Annotated in this window: 26 protein-coding genes; 6 read left to right on the plus strand and 20 right to left on the minus strand. The window is 68.6% G+C overall.

The window, feature by feature from the left end; translation table 11 throughout:
• Positions 1-320 precede the first annotated feature (320 nt).
• The 4 genes from HUA75_RS06530 to groES all read right to left on the minus strand — a co-directional run bounded on the left by HUA75_RS06530 (position 321) and on the right by groES (position 3,187).
• Positions 321-716, minus strand: coding sequence for a hypothetical protein (locus HUA75_RS06530; RefSeq protein ID WP_174453592.1), 396 nt, complete (start codon positions 714-716; stop codon positions 321-323).
• A 96-nt stretch (positions 717-812) separates the two neighbouring features.
• Positions 813-1,070 carry a glutaredoxin 3 gene (grxC, locus tag HUA75_RS06535; RefSeq protein ID WP_141644805.1) on the minus strand — a complete coding sequence of 86 codons (258 nt, stop codon included), beginning with the start codon at positions 1,068-1,070 and terminating at the stop codon, positions 813-815.
• Positions 1,071-1,216: 146 nt separating this feature from the next.
• Complete coding sequence (groL, locus tag HUA75_RS06540) at positions 1,217-2,860, minus strand: chaperonin GroEL (protein ID WP_141644806.1); 1,644 nt, start codon at positions 2,858-2,860, stop codon at positions 1,217-1,219.
• Positions 2,861-2,896: 36 nt separating this feature from the next.
• Positions 2,897-3,187, minus strand: a complete 291-nt coding sequence (gene groES, locus HUA75_RS06545; protein WP_002640434.1) for a co-chaperone GroES — start codon at positions 3,185-3,187, stop codon at positions 2,897-2,899.
• Between the two features lie 413 nt (positions 3,188-3,600).
• Here groES and HUA75_RS06550 point away from each other — a divergent pair, with 413 nt between their 5' ends.
• The 3 genes from HUA75_RS06550 to HUA75_RS06560 are packed head-to-tail and all read left to right on the plus strand — an operon-like array spanning position 3,601 to position 5,380.
• A complete protein-coding gene (locus HUA75_RS06550; RefSeq protein WP_174453593.1) occupies positions 3,601-4,200 on the plus strand; it encodes a hypothetical protein in 600 nt (199 codons plus the stop codon).
• A gap of 19 nt (positions 4,201-4,219) precedes the next feature.
• Positions 4,220-4,861, plus strand: a complete 642-nt coding sequence (locus HUA75_RS06555) for a hypothetical protein (protein WP_174453594.1) — start codon at positions 4,220-4,222, stop codon at positions 4,859-4,861.
• A 39-nt stretch (positions 4,862-4,900) separates the two neighbouring features.
• Positions 4,901-5,380 carry an NUDIX hydrolase gene (locus HUA75_RS06560; protein ID WP_141644809.1) on the plus strand — a complete coding sequence of 160 codons (480 nt, stop codon included), beginning with the start codon at positions 4,901-4,903 and terminating at the stop codon, positions 5,378-5,380.
• Between the two features lie 9 nt (positions 5,381-5,389).
• On the opposite strand, the gene rpoZ is transcribed toward HUA75_RS06560, so the two are convergent.
• From rpoZ to HUA75_RS06605, 9 genes are all read right to left on the minus strand, one after another.
• Positions 5,390-5,629 (minus strand): DNA-directed RNA polymerase subunit omega, encoded by a 240-nt coding sequence (gene rpoZ / locus HUA75_RS06565; RefSeq protein WP_141644810.1) that lies wholly within the window; start codon positions 5,627-5,629, stop codon positions 5,390-5,392.
• Between the two features lie 141 nt (positions 5,630-5,770).
• Positions 5,771-6,124: a DoxX family protein gene (locus HUA75_RS06570; protein ID WP_174453596.1), complete on the minus strand. Its 354-nt coding sequence runs from the start codon at positions 6,122-6,124 to the stop codon at positions 5,771-5,773.
• A gap of 12 nt (positions 6,125-6,136) precedes the next feature.
• The gene (pgm, locus tag HUA75_RS06575; protein ID WP_174485813.1) at positions 6,137-7,777 is read right to left on the minus strand and encodes a phosphoglucomutase (alpha-D-glucose-1,6-bisphosphate-dependent); all 1,641 of its coding nucleotides are present in this window, start codon (positions 7,775-7,777) and stop codon (positions 6,137-6,139) included.
• A 103-nt stretch (positions 7,778-7,880) separates the two neighbouring features.
• Complete coding sequence (locus HUA75_RS06580; protein ID WP_174453598.1) at positions 7,881-9,512, minus strand: MFS transporter; 1,632 nt, start codon at positions 9,510-9,512, stop codon at positions 7,881-7,883.
• 73 nt (positions 9,513-9,585) lie between these two features.
• Positions 9,586-10,542, minus strand: a complete 957-nt coding sequence (locus HUA75_RS06585) for a hypothetical protein (RefSeq protein ID WP_174485814.1) — start codon at positions 10,540-10,542, stop codon at positions 9,586-9,588.
• A gap of 11 nt (positions 10,543-10,553) precedes the next feature.
• Positions 10,554-12,152 (minus strand): caspase family protein, encoded by a 1,599-nt coding sequence (locus HUA75_RS06590; protein ID WP_174485815.1) that lies wholly within the window; start codon positions 12,150-12,152, stop codon positions 10,554-10,556.
• Complete coding sequence (locus tag HUA75_RS06595) at positions 12,149-12,919, minus strand: ACP synthase (RefSeq protein ID WP_174453601.1); 771 nt, start codon at positions 12,917-12,919, stop codon at positions 12,149-12,151. The genes HUA75_RS06590 and HUA75_RS06595 overlap by 4 nt, the downstream gene beginning before the upstream one ends.
• A complete protein-coding gene (locus HUA75_RS06600; RefSeq protein WP_141644816.1) occupies positions 12,916-13,458 on the minus strand; it encodes an RNA polymerase sigma factor in 543 nt (180 codons plus the stop codon). The genes HUA75_RS06595 and HUA75_RS06600 overlap by 4 nt, the downstream gene beginning before the upstream one ends.
• A gap of 25 nt (positions 13,459-13,483) precedes the next feature.
• Positions 13,484-14,458 (minus strand): hypothetical protein, encoded by a 975-nt coding sequence (locus HUA75_RS06605; RefSeq protein ID WP_174485816.1) that lies wholly within the window; start codon positions 14,456-14,458, stop codon positions 13,484-13,486.
• Between the two features lie 241 nt (positions 14,459-14,699).
• Between HUA75_RS06605 and HUA75_RS06610 the strand changes: the two genes are divergently transcribed.
• Together HUA75_RS06610 and HUA75_RS06615 are read left to right on the plus strand one after the other, a co-directional pair.
• Complete coding sequence (locus tag HUA75_RS06610) at positions 14,700-15,524, plus strand: nucleotidyltransferase (protein ID WP_174485930.1); 825 nt, start codon at positions 14,700-14,702, stop codon at positions 15,522-15,524.
• On the plus strand, positions 15,508-16,212 hold the full coding sequence (locus HUA75_RS06615; RefSeq protein ID WP_141644819.1) for a metallophosphoesterase: 705 nt from the start codon (positions 15,508-15,510) through the stop codon (positions 16,210-16,212). Before HUA75_RS06610 ends, HUA75_RS06615 begins: the two co-directional genes overlap by 17 nt.
• 7 nt (positions 16,213-16,219) lie before the next feature.
• Here the strand turns inward: HUA75_RS06615 and HUA75_RS06620 are convergent, their stop codons facing one another.
• The 7 genes from HUA75_RS06620 to HUA75_RS06650 form a co-directional block, all read right to left on the minus strand.
• A complete protein-coding gene (locus HUA75_RS06620; RefSeq protein WP_141644820.1) occupies positions 16,220-16,588 on the minus strand; it encodes a Rieske (2Fe-2S) protein in 369 nt (122 codons plus the stop codon).
• Positions 16,585-17,922: a homogentisate 1,2-dioxygenase gene (hmgA, locus tag HUA75_RS06625; protein ID WP_174485817.1), complete on the minus strand. Its 1,338-nt coding sequence runs from the start codon at positions 17,920-17,922 to the stop codon at positions 16,585-16,587. Before hmgA ends, HUA75_RS06620 begins: the two co-directional genes overlap by 4 nt.
• 30 nt (positions 17,923-17,952) lie before the next feature.
• The gene (gene hppD, locus HUA75_RS06630; protein ID WP_174485818.1) at positions 17,953-19,029 is read right to left on the minus strand and encodes a 4-hydroxyphenylpyruvate dioxygenase; all 1,077 of its coding nucleotides are present in this window, start codon (positions 19,027-19,029) and stop codon (positions 17,953-17,955) included.
• Positions 19,030-19,240: 211 nt separating this feature from the next.
• Positions 19,241-20,755, minus strand: a complete 1,515-nt coding sequence (locus HUA75_RS06635) for a DUF4340 domain-containing protein (protein ID WP_174485819.1) — start codon at positions 20,753-20,755, stop codon at positions 19,241-19,243.
• Positions 20,752-22,311, minus strand: coding sequence for a Gldg family protein (locus HUA75_RS06640; protein ID WP_174485820.1), 1,560 nt, complete (start codon positions 22,309-22,311; stop codon positions 20,752-20,754). The genes HUA75_RS06635 and HUA75_RS06640 overlap by 4 nt, the downstream gene beginning before the upstream one ends.
• A 36-nt stretch (positions 22,312-22,347) precedes the next feature.
• Positions 22,348-23,151 (minus strand): ABC transporter permease, encoded by an 804-nt coding sequence (locus tag HUA75_RS06645; protein WP_174463067.1) that lies wholly within the window; start codon positions 23,149-23,151, stop codon positions 22,348-22,350.
• Positions 23,152-23,191: 40 nt separating this feature from the next.
• Positions 23,192-23,914: an ABC transporter ATP-binding protein gene (locus tag HUA75_RS06650; protein ID WP_141644831.1), complete on the minus strand. Its 723-nt coding sequence runs from the start codon at positions 23,912-23,914 to the stop codon at positions 23,192-23,194.
• A 228-nt stretch (positions 23,915-24,142) separates the two neighbouring features.
• Here HUA75_RS06650 and HUA75_RS06655 point away from each other — a divergent pair, with 228 nt between their 5' ends.
• A complete protein-coding gene (locus HUA75_RS06655; RefSeq protein ID WP_141644826.1) occupies positions 24,143-25,336 on the plus strand; it encodes an aspartate kinase in 1,194 nt (397 codons plus the stop codon).
• Positions 25,337-25,364 lie beyond the last annotated feature (28 nt).

Here is a 25,364-nt window from a genome sequence, read left to right on the forward strand (position 1 = left end):
ATGGGGATGCTGGCGTCCTTCCCGGTGACTTCCGGGAGGACGCGTCGGAGGGTGGGGTGGCGCACGTCCACGTGGCCCCAGTACGCCATGGACGCCTGGGGACCTCGTGCTGGGGTGTGCCTGGGACTGTCCACCAGCGCACGTTCGTCGCCGTGCAGGCGCCGCGTCGTGTCGCGGTGCGGCCCTCGGGCGTTCCGCAGCCGCGCCTGCGCCGGCGGAGGTCGTCCAGGAGGATGGGAAGGGCCGTTCCAGAAGCTCACGGCCGGCATCCAAGACGAACACCCTCCGCGAATCCAGTGTCACGCGTGGGCGAGGTCCAATCAGTACGTCGAGGGCGAGTCGCTGGCGGGGAATGACTCCTTGGAAAGCTCGTCGACGAGATCATCCGAGCTGGTTCCTCCGGACTTCACCCCCGCGTTGCTCTGGTCCCTGACCACCGGTCCCTTTGGGGAGGACTTGCCCGAGCCCGCCGCGCGCTTGCGTCCGGCGCTGCCCGTGGCCGCGGCCCTTTCCGTCGTCCCCAGTCGCGCGCCCAGGAGGTTCTTCGCCCGCTCGGCCAGGTGGCGCTGCTCGTCCCGCCAGTCGCGGAAGAACTGCGCCAGCTCCGGGTCTCCCGCCCGCTCCGCGTCCTGGATGAACTGCTCCGCGGTCGAGGCGCCCTTGAGCAGGTGATACAGCGTGCTGATGACGTTGTAGTGCGCGTCTTCACCTGCCATTGCCGCCTCCCGAGAAGGGGTGGTGTTCCATGGCGGTAAGGTAGGCACGGCGCGGCGAGCGGCCCCGTGAAGGGCGCTCGCCCGCCTGCTCGCGACTCAGGCCTGGAGCATGGGCTCCAGCTTGCCTTCCTTGTCGAGCTGGGCCAGGTCCGAGTAGCCGCCGACGTGCGTGTCACCGATGAAGATTTGGGGCACGGTGCGCTGGCCTCCGCTCATCTCCACCAGCTTCTCGCGCGCGTCATCGTCTCCGGTGACGTCCAGCTCCTGGTAGTCCACGCCCTTGCGCTTGAGCAGGTCCTTCGCGCGGACGCAAAAGCCACAGTAGTTCGTGGTGTAGATCTTCACGGGTTTCACGGTGTCGCCTCCTTCATTCCCAACGTAAGGGCGTGGCCTTTCGCGCGCCACCGGGCGCATGAAAGCACGACGGCCCCCGGCTCCTTGAAAGGAACCGGAGGCCGCCAGTGAAGCGTCCACCCCGGACGGACCGGGGTGGGGGGCGACTACATGCCCATGCCGCCCATACCGCCCATGCCGCCCATGCCGCCACCGCCGGCGGGGGCGTCCTTCTCGTCCTTCGGACGCTCGGCCACCATCGCCTCGGTGGTCAGCATCAGGGACGCCACGGACGCGGAGTTCTGCAGCGCCGTGCGGCTCACCTTGGCCGGGTCGATGACGCCCGCGGCCAGCAGGTCCTCGTACGCGCCCGTCGCGGCGTTGAAGCCGAACGAGCCCGTGCCTTCCTTGACCTTGTTGACGATGACGCTGCCCTCGAGGCCGCCGTTGCCGACGATCTGGCGCAGGGGCTCCTCGACGGCGCGGCGGATGATGTCCACGCCGAACTTCTCACCCTCGGCGAACGTCTGACCCTCCAGCGCCTTGAGGCACCGGATGTAGGCCACGCCACCGCCAGGAACCACGCCCTCCTCGACGGCCGCGCGGGTCGCGTTGAGCGCGTCCTCCACGCGGGCCTTCTTCTCCTTCATCTCCGTCTCGGTGGCCGCGCCGACGTTGATGACGGCCACGCCGCCCACGAGCTTCGCCAGACGCTCCTGGAGCTTCTCGCGGTCGTAGTCGCTGGTGGTCTCCTCGACCTGGGCGCGGATCTGCTTCACGCGCGCCTCGATCTCCGGCTGGCTGCCCGCGCCGTCGACGACGGTGGTGTTGTCCTTGTCGACGGTGATGCGCTTGGCCTTGCCCAGGTCCTGCAGGGTCAGCGTGTCCAGCTTGATGCCCAGGTCCTCGGCGATCATCCGGCCGCCCGTCAGGGTGGCGATGTCCTCGAGGATGGCCTTGCGGCGGTCGCCGAAGCCCGGCGCCTTCACCGCGCACACGTTCAGCACGCCGCGGATCTTGTTCACCACCAGGGTGGCCAGGGCCTCGCCCTCGACCTCCTCGGCGATGATGAGCAGGGGCTTACCAGCGCGAGCGACCTGCTCCAGGATGGGCAGGAGGTCCTTCATCGAGGAGATCTTCTTCTCGTGGATGAGGATGAGCGCGTCGTTCAGCACCGCCTCCATCCGCTCCGGGTCCGTCACGAAGTACGGAGACAGGTAGCCGCGGTCGAACTGCATGCCTTCGACGACGTCCAGCGTCGTCTCCAGGCCCTTGGCCTCCTCCACCGTGATGACGCCCTCCTTGCCGACCTTCTCCATCGCGTCCGCGATGATCTGGCCGATGGTGGCGTCGCCGTTGGCGGAGATGGTGCCAACCTGCGCGATTTCCTTCTTGTCCTTCGTCGGCTTCGCCAGCTTCTTCAGCTCCGCGACGATGACCGCGACGGCCTTGTCGATGCCGCGCTTGATGTCCATCGGGTTGTGCCCGGCGGCCACCAGCTTCGCGCCCTCGCGGAAGATGGCCTGCGCCAGCACCGTGGCGGTGGTGGTGCCGTCACCGGCGACGTCGGAGGTCTTGGACGCGACCTCCTTCACCATCTGCGCGCCCATGTTCTCGAACTTGTTCTCCAGTTCGATTTCCTTCGCCACCGTCACACCGTCCTTGGTGATGGTGGGCGAGCCGAAGCTCTTCTCGATGACGACGTTACGGCCCTTGGGGCCGAGGGTCACCTTGACCGCGTCGGCCAGGATGTTGACGCCACGGAGAATGGCCTCGCGGGCGCGTACGTCGAAAAGCAGTTCCTTCGCCATGATGGGAATTCCTTGAGTGAAGGGGTGGGGGACGGATTACTTCTCGATGACGCCGAGCACATCCTCCTCACGGAGGATGAGGTGCTCCTCGCCGTCGAGCTTGATCTCGGTCCCGGCGTACTTGCTGAAGAGGATGGTGTCGCCGGCCTTGATGTCGAGGGGACGCACCTTGCCGTCCTCCTGCACCTTGCCGTTGCCGACGGCGATGACCTTGCCCTCGAGGGGCTTCTCCTTCGCCGTGTCCGGGATGAAGAGGCCGCCCTTGGTCTTGTTCTCCTCGGCGACCCGCTTGACGATGAGCCGATCCTGCAGGGGACGAATCTTCATGGTCTGCTCCTTGATGGGCGCCCACCGTCCGGGATCTCCGGACGGCTCTCGGCGCCACTGGGGGTTGAAAAGGGCCGTGACGACCCGCGGCATTTAGCACTCACACCTTGCGAGTGCTAACGCCTAGGCGCGGCGGATAATAACCAGCGAAGTCGACCCGTCAAGCGACGCTGACTGCCCGTGCCCCGACATGCCAACCGTCTGGCATTGCTGCTCTTTTCCCCGCCGCGCACGCCGCCGTGGAAGGACGCCCGCTCGTCGCCCCGCACGTGGAAATTGGCACTCGGGGTGGTCGAGTGCCAGCGCAAGTGCCTGGAATCATTGAAAGCGGGTTTTGCGACGGGGAGGGTCGATTGCTACCGTTCCCTTATTCCCGAAGGCGCCGTTGGCCGGGTGGAAGGACGGGAGTGTCGATGAGTCAACTGGTGGCGTCCCTGTCGCTGAAGGAGTTCTTCAAGTCGCTCCTGGACGAGGTCACTTCGCGCCAGCGCGTCTCGCTGGAAGAGGTGACGGAGTTCTATCTGGTGAACCTGCTGGCGGACTTCGCCAGCACCGACATGCTGTTCGACCGCCAGGAGGACGGCCGCAAGGGCCGCGAACCCCTGGCGCTGCTCTACCACCAGGCGCTGCAACAGGAGCGCGAGGCGCGCATCCGGACGCTGCGGCGGCTGGGGGATGTCTCCCTCTACACCGTGGGCTTCTTCTCCGGCGCGCTCCAGGGCGGAGTGGTGGGGCCGGACTACTACATCCAGATGGGAGGCACCGCGTACGGCCAGGTGGCGGACCTGTCCCCTCGGGCGGGCTTCGCGGGGGTGTACCGGGAGCTGCACGACAAGTTCCGCTCGGTGGTGGAGGTGCTGGAGGAAATCTCGGCGCGAGGCATGGTCCGGGCCGGGCCCTCCGGGGCGTTGAAGGTCTACGAGTCGTGGGCGCGCACGGGCAATGACCGGCTGGAGCGCGTGCTGGTGGACGCGGGGATGATGCCGAACGCGAAGGGACAGCTCCCCAACTAGCCGTGGCACGGAGGTCGCGATGATTGGCCGCGTTCAGGACCACCTGGAGGCCATCTATGGCTTCACGTGCGAGGCTCGGGCGGAGGTCTTCGTGGTGGACACGGAGGCCGCCGTCCAACTGGGCGCCACGGGGCGCAGTGACGAGGAACTCCTGGTGCACGAGTCGGGGGACGCGCTGGAGATGGCGCTGTACCTGTCCCCCGCGCTGCTCGACAGGCTGAAGCCCTACGAGGCCGGGCCGCTGGGGTACCTGCTGGATGGAGACCTCGCCGGCTACTGCCAGGTGGCCGAGGGCGTCAGCCACTTCCTCTACATGGCGCACACGGCGGCGCACGGGCGGACGGTGTCCCTGCTGGAGCTGGAGGCCCAGGCGGAGGTGGACAAGTTCGCCATCTGCCTGTTGCACCGCTGGGGGGAGGGGGTGGGGGCGTGGGCCCAGGAGCTGCTCACCCGGCTGTTCGACAGGGTGTCCTACCGGGACAAGCTGTCGTCCCAGGAGCGCTGGCGGTACGAGGAGGCCAACCGCGTCTCCCGGCGCTTCTGCTCGCGGATGATGGGGCACGTCTCCGGAAGGCGGTTGGACAGGCTCCTGGCGGACCTCCGGTATGCCTACCGGCTGGGAGCGGAGGCGAAGCTGAGTCACTTCGTCCACGGTGGTTGAGTCCCCGCGGCCCGCCTCCTTCGGTTAGGGTAGGTGGGCATGCCACGCGAGGCGTCCGCAGGCGGGATTGTCATCCGGGAGAGTGACGGCACCTGGGAGGTGGTCGTCATCCGTCCGCATGGCCGTCCCCTGTGGGCGCTGCCCAAGGGGCACGTGGACCCGGGGGAGACTCCGGAGCAGACGGCGAGCCGCGAGGTCCACGAGGAGACGGGGCTCACCGCCGCGCTCATTGCGCCGCTGGGTGAGATTCGCTACGTCTACCAGTTCCGGGGGCAGCGCATCTTCAAGCGCGTCCACTTCTTCCTCTTCCGCTACCAGGAAGGCGCGCTGGGGCCGCTGCCGGGGCCGCGCGTGGAGGTGGACGAGGTTCGCTGGGTGCCGGTGGGACAGCTGGTGCCCCTGCTCGGCTACAAGGGAGAGAAGGCCGTCGCCGCGCGCGCCGTGCGGTGGATGCGCGCCCAGGGGCTCATCCCGGAGGCCCCTTCCCCGGCCGTAAGGCCCGAGGGGAAGGGAACCTAGGACCTACGACTACTTGCGGGCGTCTTCGGGGGTGTACTTCCCGGACAGCGCCTCGCGCACGTCGCGGTCGAACTTCACGCGGCCCGTGGCCACCTCGCGCAGGGACAGCACGGGGGGCTTGTTCTTGGAACTCTCGATGATGGGGCGGGCGCCGGCCATCAGCTGACGCGCGCGCTTCGCACCGAGCAGCACCAGCGCGAACCGGTTGTCGACGAGGGGGAGGCAGTCTTCGACTGTGACGCGAGCCATGGAACGTCCTTCGGATTTCGGTGGGGCTACCTGAAACGGTGAAAACTAAAGACCGCCCCGGGGGGAGTCAAGGAAGGACGCACGGGCAGGGCCGCCGGGCGGACAGGCGCTGTCCCACCATGGAAGCCTGGATTCCGTGGATCAGGTGTACCACCAGGCCCAGGCGATGAGGACGACCTGGAGGGGCAGCCGGGCCCAGAGCAGGGGGGCGGGGACCTTCTTGAAGCGCTCGGGCTGGAGGGCCATCTGGAGGTTGGCCGGGAAGATGGCGACGAACAGGGCGATGAGTCCCCAGGCGGACACCGCGCGCGTGGCGGGAACCAGCAGGCCCACGCCCAGCAGGACTTCCGCCACGCCGCTCAGGAAGACCAGGGGCCCGTGCCATGGCAGGTACGGCGGCATCATCCGCACGTAGGGGCGCGGGTTCACGAAGTGATTGATGCCACCGGCCACCATGAACAGGCCGAGCACGTACATCAGGACGGTCTTCACCATGTGCCGTGAGTCCTACGCCCCCGCGAAGGCCGTGTCGACGATGGCGCGGGCTTCCTGGAGGATGGCCTGGAGGTGGGCGTCGTCGCGGAAGCTCTCCGCGTAGATTTTGTACACGTCCTCGGTGCCCGACGGCCGCGCGGCGAACCAGCCGTTCTGCGCCACCACCTTGAGCCCGCCGATGTCCGCGTCGTTGCCAGGCGCGCGCGTGAGGCGCTGGAGGATGGGTTCTCCCGCGAGGCTCGTCGCCTTCACCGCCTCCGGTGAGAGCTTCTTCAGCACGGACTTCTGCGCGGGCGTGGCCGCCTGGTCGATGCGCGCGTAGTACGGCGTGCCGAAGCGCCCCGCCAGCTCCTGATAGTGCTGTCCCGGGTCCTTGCCGGTGCGCGCGAGAATCTCCACCGCGAGCAGGTCGAGCAACATGCCGTCCTTGTCGGTGGTCCACACGGTGCCGTCGCGGCGCAGGAAGGACGCGCCCGCGCTCTCCTCACCGCCGAAGCCGAGCGAGCCGTCCAACAGCCCGTCCACGAACCACTTGAAGCCCACCGGCACCTCGACGACGCGGCGGCCCAGGCTCTTGGCCACGCGGTCGATGAGCCCGCTGCTCACCAGCGTCTTGCCCACGGCGGTGTCCGCCTTCCAGCCGGGCCGGTTCTGGAACAGGTAGTGGATGGCCACCGCGAGGTAGTGGTTGGGATTCATCAACCCGATGGAGCGCGTGACGATGCCGTGCCGGTCCGAGTCCGCGTCATTGCCGAAGGCGATGTCGTACTGGTCCTTGAGCTTCACGAGATTCGCCATGGCGTACGGCGACGAGCAGTCCATGCGGATCTTCCCGTCATGGTCCACCGGCATGAAGCGGAACGTCGGGTCCACCGTGGGGTTCACCACGCGCAGGTTCAATCCGTAGCGCGTGGCGATGGGCTCCCAGTACGCGACATTGGAGCCGCCGAGCGGATCCGCGCCGATGTGCAGCTTCGCGCCGCGCAGGGCCTCCATGTCCACCACGGTGCCCAGGTCCTCGACATAGGGCGTGATGAAGTCGTGGGGCTTCACCGTCGGGGCCGTGCGCGCCTTCTCGTAGGGCGTGCGCTTCACGCCCGCGTTGCTGGTACCGAGCAGCGCATTGGCGCGGCGCTCGATGCCGGAGGTGACGTTCGTGTCCGCGGGGCCGCCGTTGGGCGGGTTGTATTTGATGCCGCCGTCCTCGGGCGGGTTGTGGGACGGGGTGATGACGATGCCGTCCGAGAGCCCCGAGGCGCCCCGGCCTTTGTTGTACGTGAGGATGGCGTGGGAGATGACGGGCGTGGGCGTGGCGCCGTCGGTGAAGCGCACCTGGACGCCGTTGGCGGCCAGCACCTCGAGCGCGGTCTGCTGCGCGGGCGCGGACAGCGCATGGGTGTCCATGCCCAGGAACAGCGGCCCGTCGATGCCCTGCTGCTGCCGGTACTCGCAGATGGCCTGCGTCACCGCGATGATGTGGGCCTCGTTGAAGCTGGTGCGCGCGGACGAGCCCCGGTGGCCCGACGTGCCAAAGGCGACGCGCTGCTCGGGCACGGCCACGTCGGGACGCTCCGCGTAGTAGCGCGCGCGCAGCTTCTCGGGGTCGATGAGGAGGTCTTCCGGCGGGAGCTTTCCAGCGAGGGGATGGGCCATGTCGCCGCCAACATAAACGCGCCGCGCGACGGATGGATCTCCCATGTGAGGGAGCTGTCCTCGGGTGGACCCAGACCCTCCCGGGCTCGAAGCGGGTGCCGCGCTACGAGCCGGTGGCGCCGGAGGGGGAGGGGGGCGCCTCCTGCTCGGGCAGGTAGAACGCCCCGGAGCGCGCGGCGAGCACCGCCGCGGTGAGCAGGCCCACCGTCAACCCGAAGACGGCGATGCCGGCCAGCGTCACCCAGTCGGTGACACCCGAGGGCTGGAACAGCGCGGTGAAGGGCGTGGCGAAATCGAAGCCCTTCTCCGGTGTCTTGCGCAGGTTCTGCACGGCGGTGAGCAGCGCTGTCGTCATCGCGCCCAGCACCATGCCCACCACGGCCGCGAAGGCGGCGCTGCCCATGAGGACGGGGCGGGTGACGGCGCGGGTGGTGGGGCGGCTCTGCACGTCGAAGTCCGGGTCCTTCACGCCCAGCGGCACGAAGCGCGCGAGCAGCAACAGACCGGGGATGCCGCCCACCATGGTGAACCAGAAGAAGGGCTCCCAGCCGATGGCGTACACGAGGAAGCCGGCGATGGGCCCCGCCACCACGCGCGGAATGGAGAAGAGGCTGGAGAGCAGCGCGAACTGGGTGGCGGAGAAGCGCTTCTGCGTCAGCCGCATCAGCAGCACGGAGAAGGCCCCGGTGCCCAGGCCCTGCGTCACGTTCTCGAAGCCGATGGCGATGTACATCAGCCACGGCGTGGGGGCTCCAGCGCGCGCGACGAGCACGTAGCCGATGTTGGACACAATCTGGATGACGCCGAACACCCAGAGCGCGCGGCCCAGGCCCAGCACCGTCGTCCACGCGCCTCCCACGAGCGTGCCGGCGATGGTGCCGAACAGGCCGATGGTGCCCAGGGCCACGCCCCGGTGCAGGTCGCTGTAGCCCATGTCCACCAGGAAGGGCCGCAAGAGCGTGCCGCCGAGGTTGTCGGCCAGCTTGTAGAGGAAGACGAAGGCGAGGATTTCGAGCGCCCGGTGCCGCGCGAGGAAGCCCACGAAGGGATACCAGACGGCGTCCTTGAGGGACTTCGGAGGCGTGAAGCGCTCCTCGGGCTCCGGCGCGAAGCGCGTGACGATGAGCATGGGCAGGTACAGCACCGCCAGCCCGATGACGACCCACTTCCACGACACGCGGCCCGCGAGCGTAATCGCCGCCGAGCCCGCGATGAACATGGCCGCGCGGTACACCGCCACGCGCGCGCCCACCGCCACGCCCTGCTCCTCCTTGCGCAGCACCTCCACCGCGTACGCGTCGATGGCGATGTCCTGCGTCGCCGCGGAGAACGCCACCGCCATGGCCAGCGCGCCCACCACCCACGCGGTCTCCGGATGTTCTCCGATGCCGGCCAGGGCCAATGTCGTCGCGAAGAGGGCCACCTGCGCCACCGCCATCCAGCCCCGCCGCCGGCCCCAGAAGGGCGGCACATAGCGGTCCATCAGCGGCGACCAGAGGAACTTGAAGGACCACGGTGCCTGCGCCAGCGTGATGATGCCCACCACGCGGATGTCCACGCCGATGCTGCGCAGCCAGTCGGGGATGGCGATCCACACCAGGCCGAGCGGCAGGCCCGAGGAGAACGAGAGCAGCGTGACGGAGGCCGTCCGCCAGGAGGCCATGGCCCGCGCCAGACTGGCCCAGGTTCCCGGCCGCGCTGCCTGCTCTCCACTCTTGCCCTGCTGCTCGCTCATGGCGGCGGACTCTATACCAGCCGTGCTCGCGGCCCAGGGTGTCCCGCGCGCTTCCGCTCGGAGGGTTGGCCGGTTACCGGTCCAGCGCGGACATGTCCGGGCAGGAGCTGCGCAGGCCCTCGGTGGGGTTGAGGAAGTCCCAGCTCCGGGAGATGAACGTCACGCGGCCCTGCGCGTCCCAGCACTCGGTGTATTTGGCGCCCAGGATGTCGCCCTTGATGATCTCCAGGATGCCCGTCCCCCGCCCGTCCGGCGCCCAGCGCGTGGTGAGCGCCACGTCTTCGCGCAGCCCGCCCTGGACGAAGTCGGTGTCGAGGATCTGGAAGGTCATCTCCGCCAGGTCCCCCTCCGCCTCGCGGTAGATGTAGCGCGAAGGCAGCAGGGTGGGCACGTTGCTGACGAACACCAGCTCCACCCGCGTGGGGAGCTTCCGCGTCTGGTAGTGGATCTCCTCGCGGTCCAGGAAGGGGATGTCCAGGAAGCGTTCTTCCCGGGCCCGCTTCAGGTCCATGATGAGGCTGCCCTCACCCTTGCGGACGCCGCCATTGGCCTGGAAGGAGCCCGACATGAAGCTCCACCACGCGTCCTCGCCTTCACCGATGTCCCGGTACTGGAGCTGGTAGTCGAACCGCTCCCCTTCACGCGTCATCACGAAGCGCGTGTCGAACCTCATGTCGTTGCGCCCCGGGATGGGCCCCCACACCCGACGGTCCGGCTCTCGCTTCGTGGGCGTGTACTGCTGGATGGCCTCCAGCGAGGAGAGGATTCCGTCCACCGCCTCGTTGAAGCGCAGGCCCGTCTCGTCCGTGTCGCCGACGATGCCCGACGAGTCGCCCAACCGGCCCGCCTGCTGCGCGGACTTGCTGGCCACACGTGCGCCCCAGGCTTCGCCTTGGGTCTTCCCCGGCATCGACGCCGTCAGGTCCTCGCGCCGGGGGAAGGCGTTGAGGAACTCCAGGTCGTCATTGGAGAAGTCGCCGCCACATGCGGCCAGGGCCAGACACAGACAGATGGGCACCAGGTGTCGCATCGAACGCTCCCTCAAGGCTGATACGTGACGAGCGCGCCCAGCTCCCAGAAGCCCAGCGAGCGTTGCTCATCCACGGTGTAGAGGAGGTAGTGGAGCCGCGCGCGTCCCGTCACGTGCAGGCGCCGCAGGGGTTGCCACCGCAGGCCCGCCACCAGGCCCGGGGAGAACATCGCGTACTTCTGGTCCGGGTACGTCGCTTCCTCGAAGTCGCGGCGCATCACCAGATACGCCATGCGCGCGCCCACGAAGGGCGCCACGGTGCCTCGCGGCCACTCGGACGTGAGCGTCGTGCCCAGGCTCGTCACCGAATACTTGTAGGGCGGTCCACTCAGGGTCGGCAACGCCAGCAGCGCCTGCTTTCCGCCCACCGCCACGTCCACGCCCCACACCCAGTCGCGGCGGAAGTAGTCGTGAAGCTGCGCCTCCGCGCCCAGCATGCCCACCGAGAGGAACAGCGACTGGCGCGTGGGTGCGTCGAAGAAGGCCTGCACGCCACCGGACAGGCCCACCGTCCACCACGCCCCGCCCTCCGGCGCCGCGCCCTTCACCGGGTCATCCGAGAACGGCGCGTCTCGCAGCCGCGACTCTTCCAGCACCACCTGCCGTCCCCGGGACACTTCCACTTCGCCGATGCGCAGCCGGTCCGACAGCCTTCGCTTCACGCGGTACGTGCCGGGCGCGAGCGCCACGCGGCGCTCCACGTCGGGCGTCTTGTCCAGCTCCGCCACCACCATGCCGCCCGGGTCCACGAAGTAATACATGCCCGCGGGCGCGAGTCCTGGCACCACCAGCCCGTCGCCGCCCGCGCGCAGGTCCGTCAGCACCAGGTCCCCGTTGCCGGCGAGGTCGTAGCTGAACGTCGGATGCTGAGCGCCCCCGCTGCTGGCCGCCGTGTCCGCCACGGTGCGGGCGTAGGCATGCGAGTACGCCTCGAACAGCGTCACGCGTCCGTCACCGCTGCGGTCCGCGTCCCCGAGCAGGCCACTGGCCAGGTGGTGCGAGAAGTAGCTGCCGCGCAGCGCGTCCGACTCCTGCGAGTCCTCGTCCGCCGAACTGGAGGTGAGGATGACCAGTCCCCGCGCATCGCGCGCCGCGCCGGACTCGATTTCGAAGGCCGGTGCCCGTCGCGCGCCCTTGGTGCGCGTCAGCGCGCCAGAGCGGCACGAGTCGAGAATCGCGATGCGGATATCCGCGGGCGCGTTCGACAGCCGCTGCTTGAGGTCCTCGAAGCCCAGCCGCGTGTTGCCCAGGCGCAGCGTGCCGTCCTTCGCGTGGCCGGAGTAGTAGACGAGCAGCGCCGTGCGCTCACCTCGCGCCCGAGCCTCCTTCGCCCGGGCCTCCAACTGCGTCAGCGCCGCGAGGAAGTCCTTCGAGGACTCGTTGAGCAGCAGCATCGCGTCGCCGGGCGCGACACCGCCCAGGCGCGCCAGCAGGCCGTGCATCTTCCGCGCGTCGTCCTGTGCGAAGCGCAGGGGCCGCGTCTCGTCGCCGCCCTCGTCGTTGCCCGCCACCAGCGCGAAGCGGCGCAGGCTGTCCGCATGCGCGGCCGAGGCACCGAGCACGAGGAGGGCGGCCAGCGCGCGCCAGGAAGGAAGCAGGGGAGGGCTCATGGCTTGAACAGCACCCAGTGCGTCTGCGCACCCGGCACGTCGAGCTGGGACATCCGCTCCACCTCGCCGTTCGCCGCCGTGAATGCACGACGGGTCGCCTCCACCACCGACTCCACCGTGAACGGTTCATCCCCGAGCACCAGCACCACGCGCTCGGCCCCGGAGCCGGTGAACTCCCAGCTTCCTTGCAGCCAGTGCAGGTCCTCGCCGGACTCCACGGGGGCGCTCGCGCCGGACTCCGGATGCAGCGCCGTCACCTCGCCGATGGCATCCACGGACACGGCGGCCACGTAGCGGTGGGTGCCCGCCTTGTAGCCCAGCATCACCCGCTCACCCGGTTCCAGGGCCTCGGGAGCCTCCGGCTTCACCTCGCGCTGGGGCCCGGGACCTCCGCCGATGCGCAGCTCCGCGATGTCCGCGCCGCCCTTGCTCCGGTCCCAACCCGGACCCTGATTCAGCAGCGGCCGGGCCAGCACCACCATCAGCACCGACGCGGCCAGCGCCACCGTCGGAGCGAGCCAGCGCCGGGGGGAGGGCTTCAGCGCGTCACGCCGCTGCTGTCGCTCCAACGCGCGCTGCACTCCCAACTCGAAGCGCTCGAAGGGAAGCTCTGCTTCGAAGCGGGCCTGGTTCGACTCGAGGCCGCGCAGCACTGCGCCACAGGTGTCGCAGCTCGCCGCGTGGGCGCGCGCGCGGGTGGCCTCGGGCGAGCCCAGCTCACCGGCCCTCAGGCGTCGCAGTGTCCACTCCGACTCGTGCGCGCTCATCGAACCCTCAGCTCCTCTCCACCCAGCGCGGCGAAGTGCTCCAGCCGCTTGCGAATCGTGGGCACCGAGCGCCCCAGCAACGCCGCCACCTCTTCCAACGTCATCCCATCCACGTGGTAGTGCACCACCGCGGCCTGCGTCTCCGCATCCACCCGGGACAGCAGCCGGCGCACCAGGTCCCGCGTCTCCATCTCTCCCGGGCCCCCGTGGGCTTCCGGGCGCGCGGCCGCGTCCCGCTCGAACCACTGCCTCCAGCCCGCTCGCTCCGAGCGGAGCTGGTTGAGACAGTGGTGCGTGGCGATCTTCATCAACCACGTCAGCGGCGAGGCATCCGCGCGGAAGTCGTCCGCGTGGGCGAGCGCTCGGGCGAACACGTCGTGCATCGCGTCCTCCGCCCTCGCCGCGTCCTTCAACAGGTAGCGGCAGCGTCCCATCACGCTGCCGCCGTACCGCGTGTAAAGGTCGCGCAGGAAGTCCCGCCGGTCCTGCTGGGGACCCCCCTGGATGACCCTGAGGGCCGGCTGGCGCGTTCCTGTCACGCGCCGCAGACTACCGCGAGCCGGCTCACAGCGTGGAGTAGACCGCCGTGCTGAAGCTGCCGCAGGCGCTCACCGTCCCGTAGCCGATGGCCGGGTTGTAGCTGACCGCGTGGTAGGCGCTGCGGAAGTTGCTGTCCCAGCACTCGTTGATGGTCGCCTCGCCGAACAGGTCTCCGCCCGACAGCTTGATGTCCGAGCGACCGAGGCCCGTGCGCTCCCAGCGGCTCTTGATGGACAGCTTCTCCAGCTTCGAGCGCGTCGGGTCCACGTCGATGTTCTGCTTCACGACGTAGTCCAGTTCGCCGCCGGTGCCCGGGGCCTGCTTGAAACGATAGTTCGCGCTCGCCAGGGTGCCTCCGCCGGCATCCACCTGGAAGTCCGCCTCCACGGAGGCCACCGCGTTCGGGGCCGTGCGCGCGTAGCGAATCTCCATCGTCGCCACGCCCGTCTCGCCCTCGTTGCCAGGCAGGGAGTTGTTCTTCTCCCAGTCGATGAGGAACTGTCCGGAGCCATAGCCGGAGCGGCGCTCGCCATCATCATCGACCGCCGCCGTGTGCGAGCCGGCCAGCACCGTCTTGAAGTTCGTGTCGGGCTCGATCTTCGCCTTGGCCGCCAGCACCCACCCGTAGGTGTCGTCATCGGTGCGCGTGACGGTCAGCTTCCAGGTGATGGGGCTCAGGGCCTCCGTGTGCGGACCCCACACCGCGACGTCGCCCTGGATGGAGGACGGCGGGTGCTTGACGATGGCCTCGATGAGGCCGAGCACTCCCAGCGTCCCCCCGTTGATGCTCGCGGCGGCGGCCACGGTGAGCACGTAGTACTCCGACGTCTGGTTCTCGGCGGAGGCCGCGGTCAGTCCCTGACCGCCCGGGCCCGGCGAGGCCACTTCCACCATCTGCTTGGAGGGAAGTCCCTCGCGGAACGAATCGGCGTCCTGCTTCGAGTCAGGATCGCAACCGGCGAGCAACAGGGAGGCGCACAGCAGGCTCTTGCGCAGCATGGTCCTTCTACCTTTCGGATGGCCCCCGGCGGGCCGTGCAGCAGCGTGTTCGCCTCAATGGACACAGCCCTGCCGAAAAACAGAAAGCACGCCTGTCAGGTTCTGAAATGCGCTGGGATTCCAGGGGGTTGGAGGTCGCTCGGACGCCCCTCGGGCGACTTCACCCGGCCTTCGGACGGCGGAAATGCACCGTCCCTACCTTTCGCCCATGGAAAAACGACACCCCAACCATCCCGGGGAGATGGGCACGGACGCCTCGCTCGCGGAACGGGAGCGCACGGCGGATGAAATCAACGCCCGCGCACGGGCCGTGGGGCTGTTGCGCGACGCGGGGGTGCCCTTCGTGGTGGGAGGCGCGTACGCATACGCCACCTATACCGGCATCTACCGGGACACGAAGGACCTGGACCTGTTCCCGCGCAAGGCGGACGCGCTCCGGGCGCTCCAGGTGCTGGAGAAGGACGGCTGGCGCACCGAGCGCACCGACGAGGTGTGGCTCTACAAGGCCTTCAAGGGTGACTACTTCGTCGACTTCATCTTCTCGTCCGGCAACGGCGTGGCGGTGGTCGACGACGAGTGGTTCCAATACGCCAAGACGGCCACCGTCTTCGGACACGAGTGTCTGGTGGCGCCCGCCGAGGAGATGATCTGGTCCAAGGCCTTCGTCGTCGAGCGCGAGCGCTACGACGGCGCGGACGTCAACCACCTCATCCTCAAGGCGGGCCACGTCATGGACTGGGACCGGCTGATGCGCCGGTTCGACCGGTACTGGGAGGTGCTGCTCAGTCACCTGATGATGTTCCGCTTCGCCTATCCCTCGGAGAGAGACCTGGTGCCGGAGTGGGTGATGGCGGAGCTGATGCGCCGCACGCTGGACAGCATCCGCGAGGGGCGCTGGGAGGAGAAGCTGTGTCGCGGCAACCTCGTCTCCAAGGTGAACTACCACGTGGACATCCACCACTGGGGGTTCAGGGACGGGCGGGCCTGGGACGAAAACGAACGACAGCAGGGGGGCGAGCGTGGCGAGGGATCCGAGCTCGAAAATTCGATTGGCGGCAGTCGGTGACCTGCACTGCCGGGAGGACCAGCACGGACGCTTTCGCCACCTCGTCAAGCAGGTGAACGCCACGGCGGACCTGCTGGTGCTGTGTGGGGACCTCACGGACCGCGGCATGCTCGAGGAGGGCAAGGTGCTCGCTGAGGAGCTGTCCGCGCTGCGGGTGCCGTGCGCGGCGGTGCTCGGCAATCACGACTACGAGCACGGCCAGGTGAAGGACATCTGCGCGGAGCTCGCGAAGGTGGGCATCCACATCCTCGATGGGGACCACTTCATCTTCGAGAAGGTGCTTGGCGTGGCTGGCGTGAAGGGCTTTGGCGGCGGTTATGGCAACGCGACGTTGCAGGCCTTCGGCGAGGCGCAGACGAAGGGCTTCGTGCAGGAGGCGGTGACGGAGTCGCTGAAGCTGGAGGCGGCGCTGAGCCACCTCGACACGCCGAGGAAGATCATCATCATGCATTACTCCCCCATCCCGGAGACGCTGGAGGGGGAGAACATCGAGATCCGCCCCTTCCTCGGGACGAGCCGGCTGGCGATGCCCATTGACCACTACGGCGCGGAGGCGGTGTTCCACGGACACGCGCACCACGGCGCGCTCCAGGGGAAAACGAAGAACGGCATCCCCGTCTTCAACGTGGCCATGCCCCTGCTGGCGCGGCACACGCCCGACCAACGCTACGTGCTGCTCGAAGTGTGAGCCGGACTCAGGCGGTGACGACCATCCCGGCTTCCACCTTCACGGGCCAGGACGTCAGCGACGCTCCGCTGCACGGACCGCCGACACACTTCCCGTCGTCGGGTTGGAACAGGGCGCCGTGCCACGCGCAGACGATGAGCTGCTTGTCTGGCGTCAGGTAGCGGTCCAACACGCGCGCCAGCGGGAGCCCGGCGTGGGGGCACCGGTCCACATAGCCGTGGACCTGGGTGCCCTTGCGCACGAGGAAGCCGTGGAAGAACGCCTCGCCAATCTGGAGCACGATGTTGCGCGAGCCCGGGTCCTCCAGCGAGTCCACCGGGCAGAGCTCGACGTCGGAGGGCGTCGTCCAGACGCGCTGCCTTGGAGGCAGGCTCAAGGCAGTCGGGCCTTCTCGAACCCGGCCCAGCAGTCGTCGTAGTCCAACTGCATCGCCGGCGTCTCCATCGCGAAGCGCGTGGGGCGGATGGTCCACCGGGACTCGAACATGAACGCGAGCGTGTCCTGAATCTTGTGCGGCTTCAGGTCCGCGCGGAGGGCCTGCTCGTAGCTCGCCCGGTCCGGACCGTGGCCGCTCATGCAGTTGTGCAGGGACGCGCCGCCCGGAGCAAAGCCTCCGGCCTTCGCGTCATAGACACCCTGCACCAGCCCCATGAACTCGCTCATCACGTTGCGGTGGAACCACGGCGGCCGGAACGTGTTCTCCGCCACCATCCACCGGGGCGGGAAGATGACGAAGTCGCAGTTGGCCGTGCCCGGTGACTCGCTGGGCGAGGTCAGCACCGTGAAGATGGACGGGTCCGGATGGTCGTAGCTCACCGTGCCGATGGTGTTGAACCGCGACAGGTCATACTTGTACGGCGCCAGATTCCCGTGCCACGCCACCACGTCGAGCGGGGAGTGGTCGAACTGGGACGCCCACAGGCGCCCCTGGAACTTCTGGATGACCAGCGTCGGGCGGTCCACGTCCTCGAACGCGGCCACGGGCGTCAGGAAGTCGCGCGCGTTCGCCAGTCCGTTGGAGCCGATGGGCCCCAGGTCTGGCAGGCGGAAGAGGGCGCCGTGGTTCTCACAGATGTAGCCCGACACCGGCCCTTCGGGCAGCTCTGCCCGGAAGCGCACGCCCCGGGGCACCACGCCCATCTCGCCGGGCCGCAGGTCCAGCACGCCCAGCTCCGTCACGAGCGTCAGCCGCCCGGCCTGCGGAACGATGAGCAGCTCGCCGTCGGCGTCGTAGAACACCTTGTCCGTCATCGACCGGTTGGCGAGGTACAGGTGGATGGCGATGCCCGCCCCCGTGCCTGGATCTCCATTGCCCGCGTAGGTGACCAGGCCCTCGACGAAGTCGGTGGGCGCGGTCGGCGCCGGCTGGGGACTCCAGCGCAGGCGGTTGGGCGTGGGCGGGACCTCGTCGAACGGGCCACCGCGCAACAGGCCCTGGGGATGGACCTTGTACGCGGGATGGTTGGCGCTGGGCCGCAGCCGATACAGCCACGAGCGCTTGTTCTCCCGGCGCGCCACTGTGAAGGCCGTGCCGGAGAGCTGCTCCGCGTAGAGCCCGAACGGGGCGCGCTGCGGTGAGTTGCGCCCCACGGGCAGGGCACCCGGGACGGCCTCCGTGGCGAATTCATTGCCAAAGCCGGAGAGATAGTCACCGGGCGCCTGTCGGAGCCCGCTCTTCGGAGGTACCGCGGTTCGATTCTCGAGAGTCACCGTGTCGCTCCTCCGAAGTCGGGCCGGAGACTACTTCCGGGTCTTGTCGACCTTGATGACGCCGCGGCGGATCTGATCCAGCTCGATGGACTCGAACAGCGCCTGGAAGTTGCCGTTGCCGAAGCCCTCGTTGCCCTTGCGCTGGATGATCTCGAAGAAGATGGGCCCGAACAGGTTCTCGGTGAAGATCTGCAGCAGCAGGCCTTCCTGCTGATTGCCGTCGATGAGGATGCGGTTCTTCCGCATGCGCTCCAGGTCCTCGCCGTGGTTGGGGACGCGCGAGTCGACCAGGTCGTAGTAGGTCTCGATGGTGTCCTGGAGATCCACGCCGCGAGCGCGCAGCTTCTCGACGGTGTCGTAGATGTCCTGCGTGGCCAGGGCCAGGTGCTGGATGCCCTCGCCCTTGTACTCGCGGATGAACTCCTCGATCTGCGACTTCTCGTCCTGGCTCTCGTTGAGCGGAATCCGGATGGCGCGGTCCGGCGCAATCATCGCCTGGCTGAACAGGCCCGTGGCCTGGCCCTTGATGTCGAAGTACTTCTGCTCGGTGAAGCCGAAGATGCGGTTGTAGAACGAAGACCACGTCCGCATCTCACCCCGGCGCACGTTGTGCGTCAGGTGGTCCAGCGACTCCAGGCCCACGCTGTTGCGGGCCTCGGCCTCGACGGCGCCGGGAATCTGCACCCAGGAGTCGTAGATGGTGCCGCTCGGACCGTGTCGGTCGATGAGATACAGCAGGCTGCCACCGATGCCCTGGAGGACATAGAAGCCCTCGCCCAGGGAGCTGGCGGCGGGGTCGGCCGGGATGGCGCCGCGCTCCAGCGCCATCTCGTAAGCGGTGCGGGCATTGGCCACGCGGAAGGCCATCGCGTTGGCGGACGGGCCGTGGGCGGCGCGGAACTCGGCGGCCTGCCCCGTGGTCTCCCGGCTGATGAGCAGGTTGATGTCACCCTGCTTGTAGCGAACCAGGTCCTTGCTCGGGTGCTTGGAGAAGGCGGTGAACCCCAGCATCTCCACCAGCTTCACCATTGCCTCGGGGGCGGGGCTCGTGAACTCCACGAACTCGAAGCCATTCAGTCCAAGAGGGTTTTCCGCCGTGCTCATCATGACCCAGCCTCCGCGAAACGTCTGCGAGTGTGCCTTGGAAGGTAGGGAGTGGCGGCCAGGGAGGAAAGCACAAAGCACTGCCAGAGAATGTCAGGCCCTTTCACAATCTCCAGAGGGAGGGCCCACGCGAATGCGCACGGGTGGCGCGTCAAACGCGGCACCGCGTCGCGTCACCTACGGAGGGTCGTGGATTGTCACAGCAGGAGCGGGCTCATCCTCCCGGACCGCGTGCTTCCGTGGGCTCCGGTGCGGGGGCGCCTTCCATCAGGTCTTCAGCCCGCACCGGCAGCACGAGTCCTTCGATGGAGACCTCCATCACCTCGGGCCCCGAACCCCGCACGTAGCTCAAGCCCGACGAGTCGGGCACGTCACCGCCAAGCCACAGTCGCGCCAGCTCGCGTCCATCCGCGCCCCGCAGCACCGCGCCGCGCGAGGACTCGTCGATGCCGTACTTCGCCCAGCTTCGTGGCTTTGCGTCTCCGAAGCTCGTGGCCTTCAGTGCGCCCAGTGCGCGCAGCAGGGAGACGACGCGGAAGTGCTGGGCCTTGCCTTGCTTCGGTGACTCCACCCGCCACGACTCCGTGCCGCCATCCGTCTCCGAGGCGTTGACCAGGATGATGGGGGCCGCGCCTCCGCCAGGGTGGAACACCACGCGTCGCACGTCCTCGCGCCGGAAGCTCAGCACGTGCTTGTCCTTCAGTTCGTGGACGTCCACGTCGAGCACCGTGAGCACGCCGTCCGACACCTCGCCCAGCACCGCGTCTGGGCCCTGCTCCCGCAGCGCGTGGATGCGCGGAGTGCCGTCCTCCATCACCTGGGCGAGTCGGATGCGCACGGGCTCGCCCGAGAGCGGAGTGAAGCGCGCATCGACGAGCGGCGACTCCAGTCCCAGCTTCTTTCGCGTCTGCGCGGAGTCCGGGGGGAAGGCGAGCGCCCGGTGCTCCTTCAAGTTTTTCAACAATGTCGCCACCCGAGCCTCGTCCGCGCGCTCGGCCACGGGTTTCGTCAGGCGCCACTTCGTCGTGCCCGTCTCGTGCTGCAGCACGTAGCTTCGCTCCTGGGCCCGCACCTCGATGGACGCGAGCGAAGTCGCCTCCAGTCCGCCGAGCAGCTCCTTCGAGCGCAGCGCGAAGGTGTCCTTGTCCAGGCTCCACCGCACCGAACCCTGGGCCGCGTAGACCTTCGAGTCCCCGTCACGACGCACGTACACGGACCCGTCGAAGGTGTTCTCGACGCCGCCGTGCAGCGTCACCGTGTGCTGGCGGCTCGGGACGTCTTCACCTCCGCCGCTCGCGTCCGGCAGGAAGGCGTGCGCCGTCACGCTGAAGACGGGCGACTTGAGGCCGTACTTCTCCAGGTCGGCGTCGGTGGGCGCGTCGTTCACCAGGGGGCTCGACGCGGTGCTCCCCAACGTCTCCAGCAGGGCCTCCACCGCGGCGGCCTCCGCGCGTGCCTTCACGGGAGCGACGAGTTGCCACGCGCCATCCGGCTCGCGCGCCAGCTCCGTGGTGTCGCCCTGGGCCCGCACGGTGATGCGAGTGAACACGGGCGCGGCGGCCTTCGCCCCCTGTGTCGCGCTGGACGGCGGGGCGAACAGTTTCTCTGACACCGCGGGGGTCTCGGAGCCTCGGCGCGAGGTGCCGTCGGAGCACGCGGACAAGGTCAGTCCCCCCGCGCCCAGCGCGAGGACCGCCACCGTCACGAGTCCCTTGCCCGTGGCGCTCACTTGTTCCGCCGGGTCAGCCAGATGGCCAGTCCCAGGCCCATCATGGTGAGGGGGAGCAGGTCGGTGGAGATGAAGCGGATGTGGTCCATGTCGTCCGCGTCCAGCTCCAGCGTCGACACCTCGCGGTCCGGGGGGCGCAGGGTGACCTTGGTCACCTGATTGGAGGCCCAGCCCAGCGCGTTCATCACGAGGTTGCGGTTGGGCTCATGGCCCCAGTTCGGATCCAACAGCAGCTCCGCGTCACCCATCACCACGAGTCGCGCCTCGTCGAAGCGCTTGTTGGCGGCGTTCTTCGTGTCGCGGACGATGGCGGCCACGAGCGTGAGCTGGCCCGTCTTCTCGCCATCGGAGGGGACCGCGTTCTCTTCCGGCCTCGTCTCCACCCAGCCGTACTGAGAGGTGTGCACCACGGGCTCCACGCGCACGCCTTCCGCGAGGCCCTCGCGCAGCAGCGTGAGGCTGCGCGGCGTGGGCAGCTCCACGTTCAGCCCGCGCTGCCGCAGCGGGAGCACCATCGCGTGGTTGCTGTAGAACCGGGAGAGCACCACGTAGGGATTGCCGCTGTTGAACTGCGCGTCAGCGGCGATGCCCTCGTCGAGCTGGATGCCGTACTCGGCCAGCAACCCGCCCAGACCGTCCTCCAACCCCGCGTCCGTGAAGTAGAGCAGCCTGCCGCCGCCCGCGAGATACTTGCTCAGCACCTCCACCTCCGGCGTCGTGAAGCGCGCGCGAGCACCCGCGATGATGACCAGCGAGGCATCCCGTGGCACGTCCGTCGCGCCCGCCAGGTACATGGCCTCCGCGCCGTAGCCCTCCTGAAGTAGCTGCCTGCGCAGCTCGGACATGGTGGCGCCCGGGTCATTCGGGGCCGCTTCGTCCTTGGCCAGCGGCCACTCACCGTGGCCGGTGACGAAGTACACCCGCTGCGTGCCCACCGCGTTCAGCTTGATGAGCGCGTTGGTCAGGTCCTGCTCGGAGACGGCCTGCAGCGTCGTGTGCGCCTCGCCACGCACCAACACCACGCTCGCCTGACCCTCCTTGAGCTGGTACTTCGCGGCCAGGTCCGGGCTGCGGCGCGCGTCCTTGAACGTGTACTCGAAGCGCTCCGGCGCCTGCGCGCGGTAGCGCTGGAACAGCGTGTCCAGCAGGCCGTAGGACTCGTGCGTCGGAGGCACGAAGCCAATGGCGAGGACCTTCTCCGGCAGGGCCTCCAGCGTGGCGAGCGTCTGCGGCGCCAGCGTGTGGATGCGTCCCTTCGTCAAATCCCAGCGAGGACTCTTCTGGAAGGCGACGTAGTTGAGCGCCACCAGCGCGAGCAGGGTGGCGACCACGGTGAGTCCCGAGCGCAGGAAGAAGAGGCTGGAGCGGTGCGAGGCGAGCTTGCCGAAGTGCTTCAGGTTCGTCGCCAGGTACACGCCGAGCAGCGCGAGGCCCACCGCCGCCTTCACGCCCGCGGCAATGGGGTTGCCGGAGGTGACGAAGAGGGTGAAGGGGCTCGACAGCAGCAGCAGGAGCCCGAAGGCGCCCAGGTATCGACCGAGGAGGGTCGCATTCATGTGCGGGGATTCCCTTTCGCGTGAGCGCGGGCCATGTCAGGCCCAGCGCCGCGCTTCCACGGTGCGGTGGGTGAGCAGCAGCGAGAAGACGATGACGGATGCGAAGAACACGAGCGTCTGCACGTCGAGGATGCCCTTGAGCATGTTCTGCAACTGCGCGTCGAAGGACAGGTACGTCAGCACCGAGCGCAGCGGCTCCTCCGTGGCCTGCGCCACGCCGGACAGCAGCATCCACGGCAGCAGCACCGCGAAGGTGAGGAAGGCCGCCAGCATCTGGCTCTCCGTGAGCGCGGAGATGAACATGCCCACCGCCATGCACGTGGCGCCCCACAGCAGGATGCCGCCGTAGCCCAGGAGCACGGTGGGCCACTCCAGCGCGGTGCCGGACTCCGCGTGGCCGAACGCGGAGAGCACCAGCGGGAAGATGAGCGTGAGGCCCAGCGTCGCGGAGATGATGCCCAGTCCGCCCAGGTACTTGCCCAGGACGATTTCGATGGGGCGCACTGGCGCGGTCATCAGCAGCTCGAACGTCTTGTTGCGCTTCTCCTCCGCGAACAGCCGCATGGAGAGGAAGGGCGCGATGAAGAGGGTGATGATGATGACCATGCCCCACAGCTGCACCATCACCCCGTCGGTGAGGTTGCGGTAGGCGGTCATGTCCGGAGGCATCATCGCCCACGTGACTTCCCGTGCCTGCTCCTGCACCTGCTGGAACGTCGCGAGCAGGTTCACGAAGAAGAAGGACGAGAGCGCCACCATCGCCGTGAAGACGCCATAGGCCCACGGGGTGGTGAAGAAGAGGGACAGCTCCTTGCGAGCGATGGCCAGGGCGATGCGCATGGACCGAGGGGTTCCTTGAAGGAGGGGACGGGCGTCGCGCTCAGGCGGCGGTCAGCTTGATGAAGACCTCTTCCAGCGACGCGCTCTCCGAGGTGCCCTGGGAGCCGGCCAGCTTGCGGAGGTCGTCGTAGGCGACGATGCGCCCTTGGTTGAGGATGAGGACCTTCTCGCACGTCATCGTCACTTCCGGGAGGATGTGCGTGGAGAGGATGACGGTGTGCTTGCCCGCGAGGCTCTTGATGAGCGCGCGCACCTCCGCGCGCTGCGCGGGGTCCAGGCCTTCCGTCGGCTCGTCGAGGATGAGGACCTGGGGCGAGCCGAGCAGCGCCTGCGCGATGCCGACGCGCTGCTTGTAGCCCTTGGACAGGTTCTGGATGAGGCGGCCGAGCACGTGCGTGACGCCGGTGAGGCCGGCCACCCGCTCGACTTCGCCCTTGAGTTCCCGGGCGGGCAGGCGCTTGAGGGCCGCGACGAACTTCAGGTACCCGTGCACCGTCATGTCCGGATAGAGGGGCGGCGCCTCCGGCAGGTAGCCGATGCGGCGCTTCACCTCCAGCGGGTGGGTGAAGACGTCGAAGCCTCCCACGCGGGCGACTCCCTCCGAAGGCGGGAGGAAGCCGGTGAGAATCTTCATCGTGGTGGACTTGCCCGCGCCGTTGGGCCCGAGGAAGCCGAGGATTTCGCCCTCTTCGACGCTGAAGGTGAGGTCGTCGATGGCCACGCGGTCGCGATACCGCTTGGTGAGGTGCTGTACCTCGATCATCGCCATGGGCAGGCTCCAGGAGAGACGCGCTCGACCCTGGGCCGCCGGCCGTGGAGGTGTTTCTCGGACGGCCCGGGCAGACCGTCGCCGACTATAGGGGCCGACCTTGGGGTGTCAAGGCGACGCCCGGCTCCCGGCTCGGGTGCTTCACCGCGCTGGCCGGGCTCCTGCAAGACTGCGCTTCGGTGTGGTTCCCCGGACACGCCCAACAGGGGTAGTGAGACGCTCATGCCTATCGTGGTCCAGAAGTACGGCGGCTCGTCGGTGGCCGACGTGGAGAAGATTCGCAAGGTGGCGCGCAGGGTGAAGGACAAGCGCGACGCCGGGTACCAGGTGGTGGTGGTGGTGAGTGCCATGGGCGACACCACGGACGAGCTGCTCGCCCTGGCCAAGCAGGTGTCCCCGGACCCCGCGCGGCGCGAGCTGGACATGTTGTTGACGTGCGGCGAGCGCATCTCCATGGCGCTGCTCTCCATGGCGCTCCAGGAGATGGAGGTGCCGGCCATCAGCTTCACGGGCAGCCAGAGCGGCATCATCACCAACGACGCACACGCACAGGCGCGCATCGTCGAGGTGCGGCCCTATCGCATCCACGACGAGCTGGCGCGCGGCAAGGTCGTCATCGTCGCCGGCTACCAGGGCGTCTCCTACAAGAAGGAAGTGACGACGCTGGGGCGCGGAGGCTCGGACACGACGGCCGTGGCGCTGGCCGCGGCGCTGGAGGCGGAGGCGTGTGAAATCTACTCCGACGTGGATGGCATCTTCAGCGCGGACCCGCGCGTGGTGCCGGATGCGCGCAAGCTGGAGTCGCTCAGCTACGACGAGATGCAGGAGCTGGCGAGCGCGGGCGCCAAGGTGCTCAACGCCCAGGCGGTGGAGTGGGCGAAGTCGCGCGGCATCGCCATCCTCGCGCGGACGGCGCATGCCCCGGGCAACGGCACGGTGGTGCGCGAGCTGACGGCGCCCTCGGACAGTCGGGTGAAGGGCGTGACGGCGGACTCGGAGCTGGCGGTGCTGGCGGTGGGCGAGCAGGTGCCGCTGCCGGAGCTGTTGGAGTTCCTCGACGCTCGAGGCGTGCGAGGCCGCTCCCTGGGCTTCGACGGGCTGCCGGGGGGCACGGCCCACGCGTACCTTCTGGTCCCGCTGGCGGACATCCACGGGCCGGAGGCGCTGCGCAAGGAGCTGGCCACGCGCTTCGACGGAGCGGTGTCATGGCGCGAGGAGCTGGGCACGGTCACCTGCGTGGGCGTGGGGCTCAACGCGGACTGGGCGCCGCTGCGGCAGTCCCTGGCGGCGGCGGAGGAACTCGGCGCGAAGGTGCATGCGGCCCACACGTCACCGCTCCAGCTCACGCTGCTCGTGGACAAGCCCCACCTCAAGCCGCTGACGGCGAGGCTGCACCGGGAGCTGCTCGGCGCGTGACGACCAACGAGTCGCGGTCCATCGACAG

Source organism: Myxococcus sp. CA040A (genome assembly GCF_013336725.1).
GTDB lineage: Bacteria > Myxococcota > Myxococcia > Myxococcales > Myxococcaceae > Myxococcus > Myxococcus llanfairpwllgwyngyllgogerychwyrndrobwllllantysiliogogogochensis.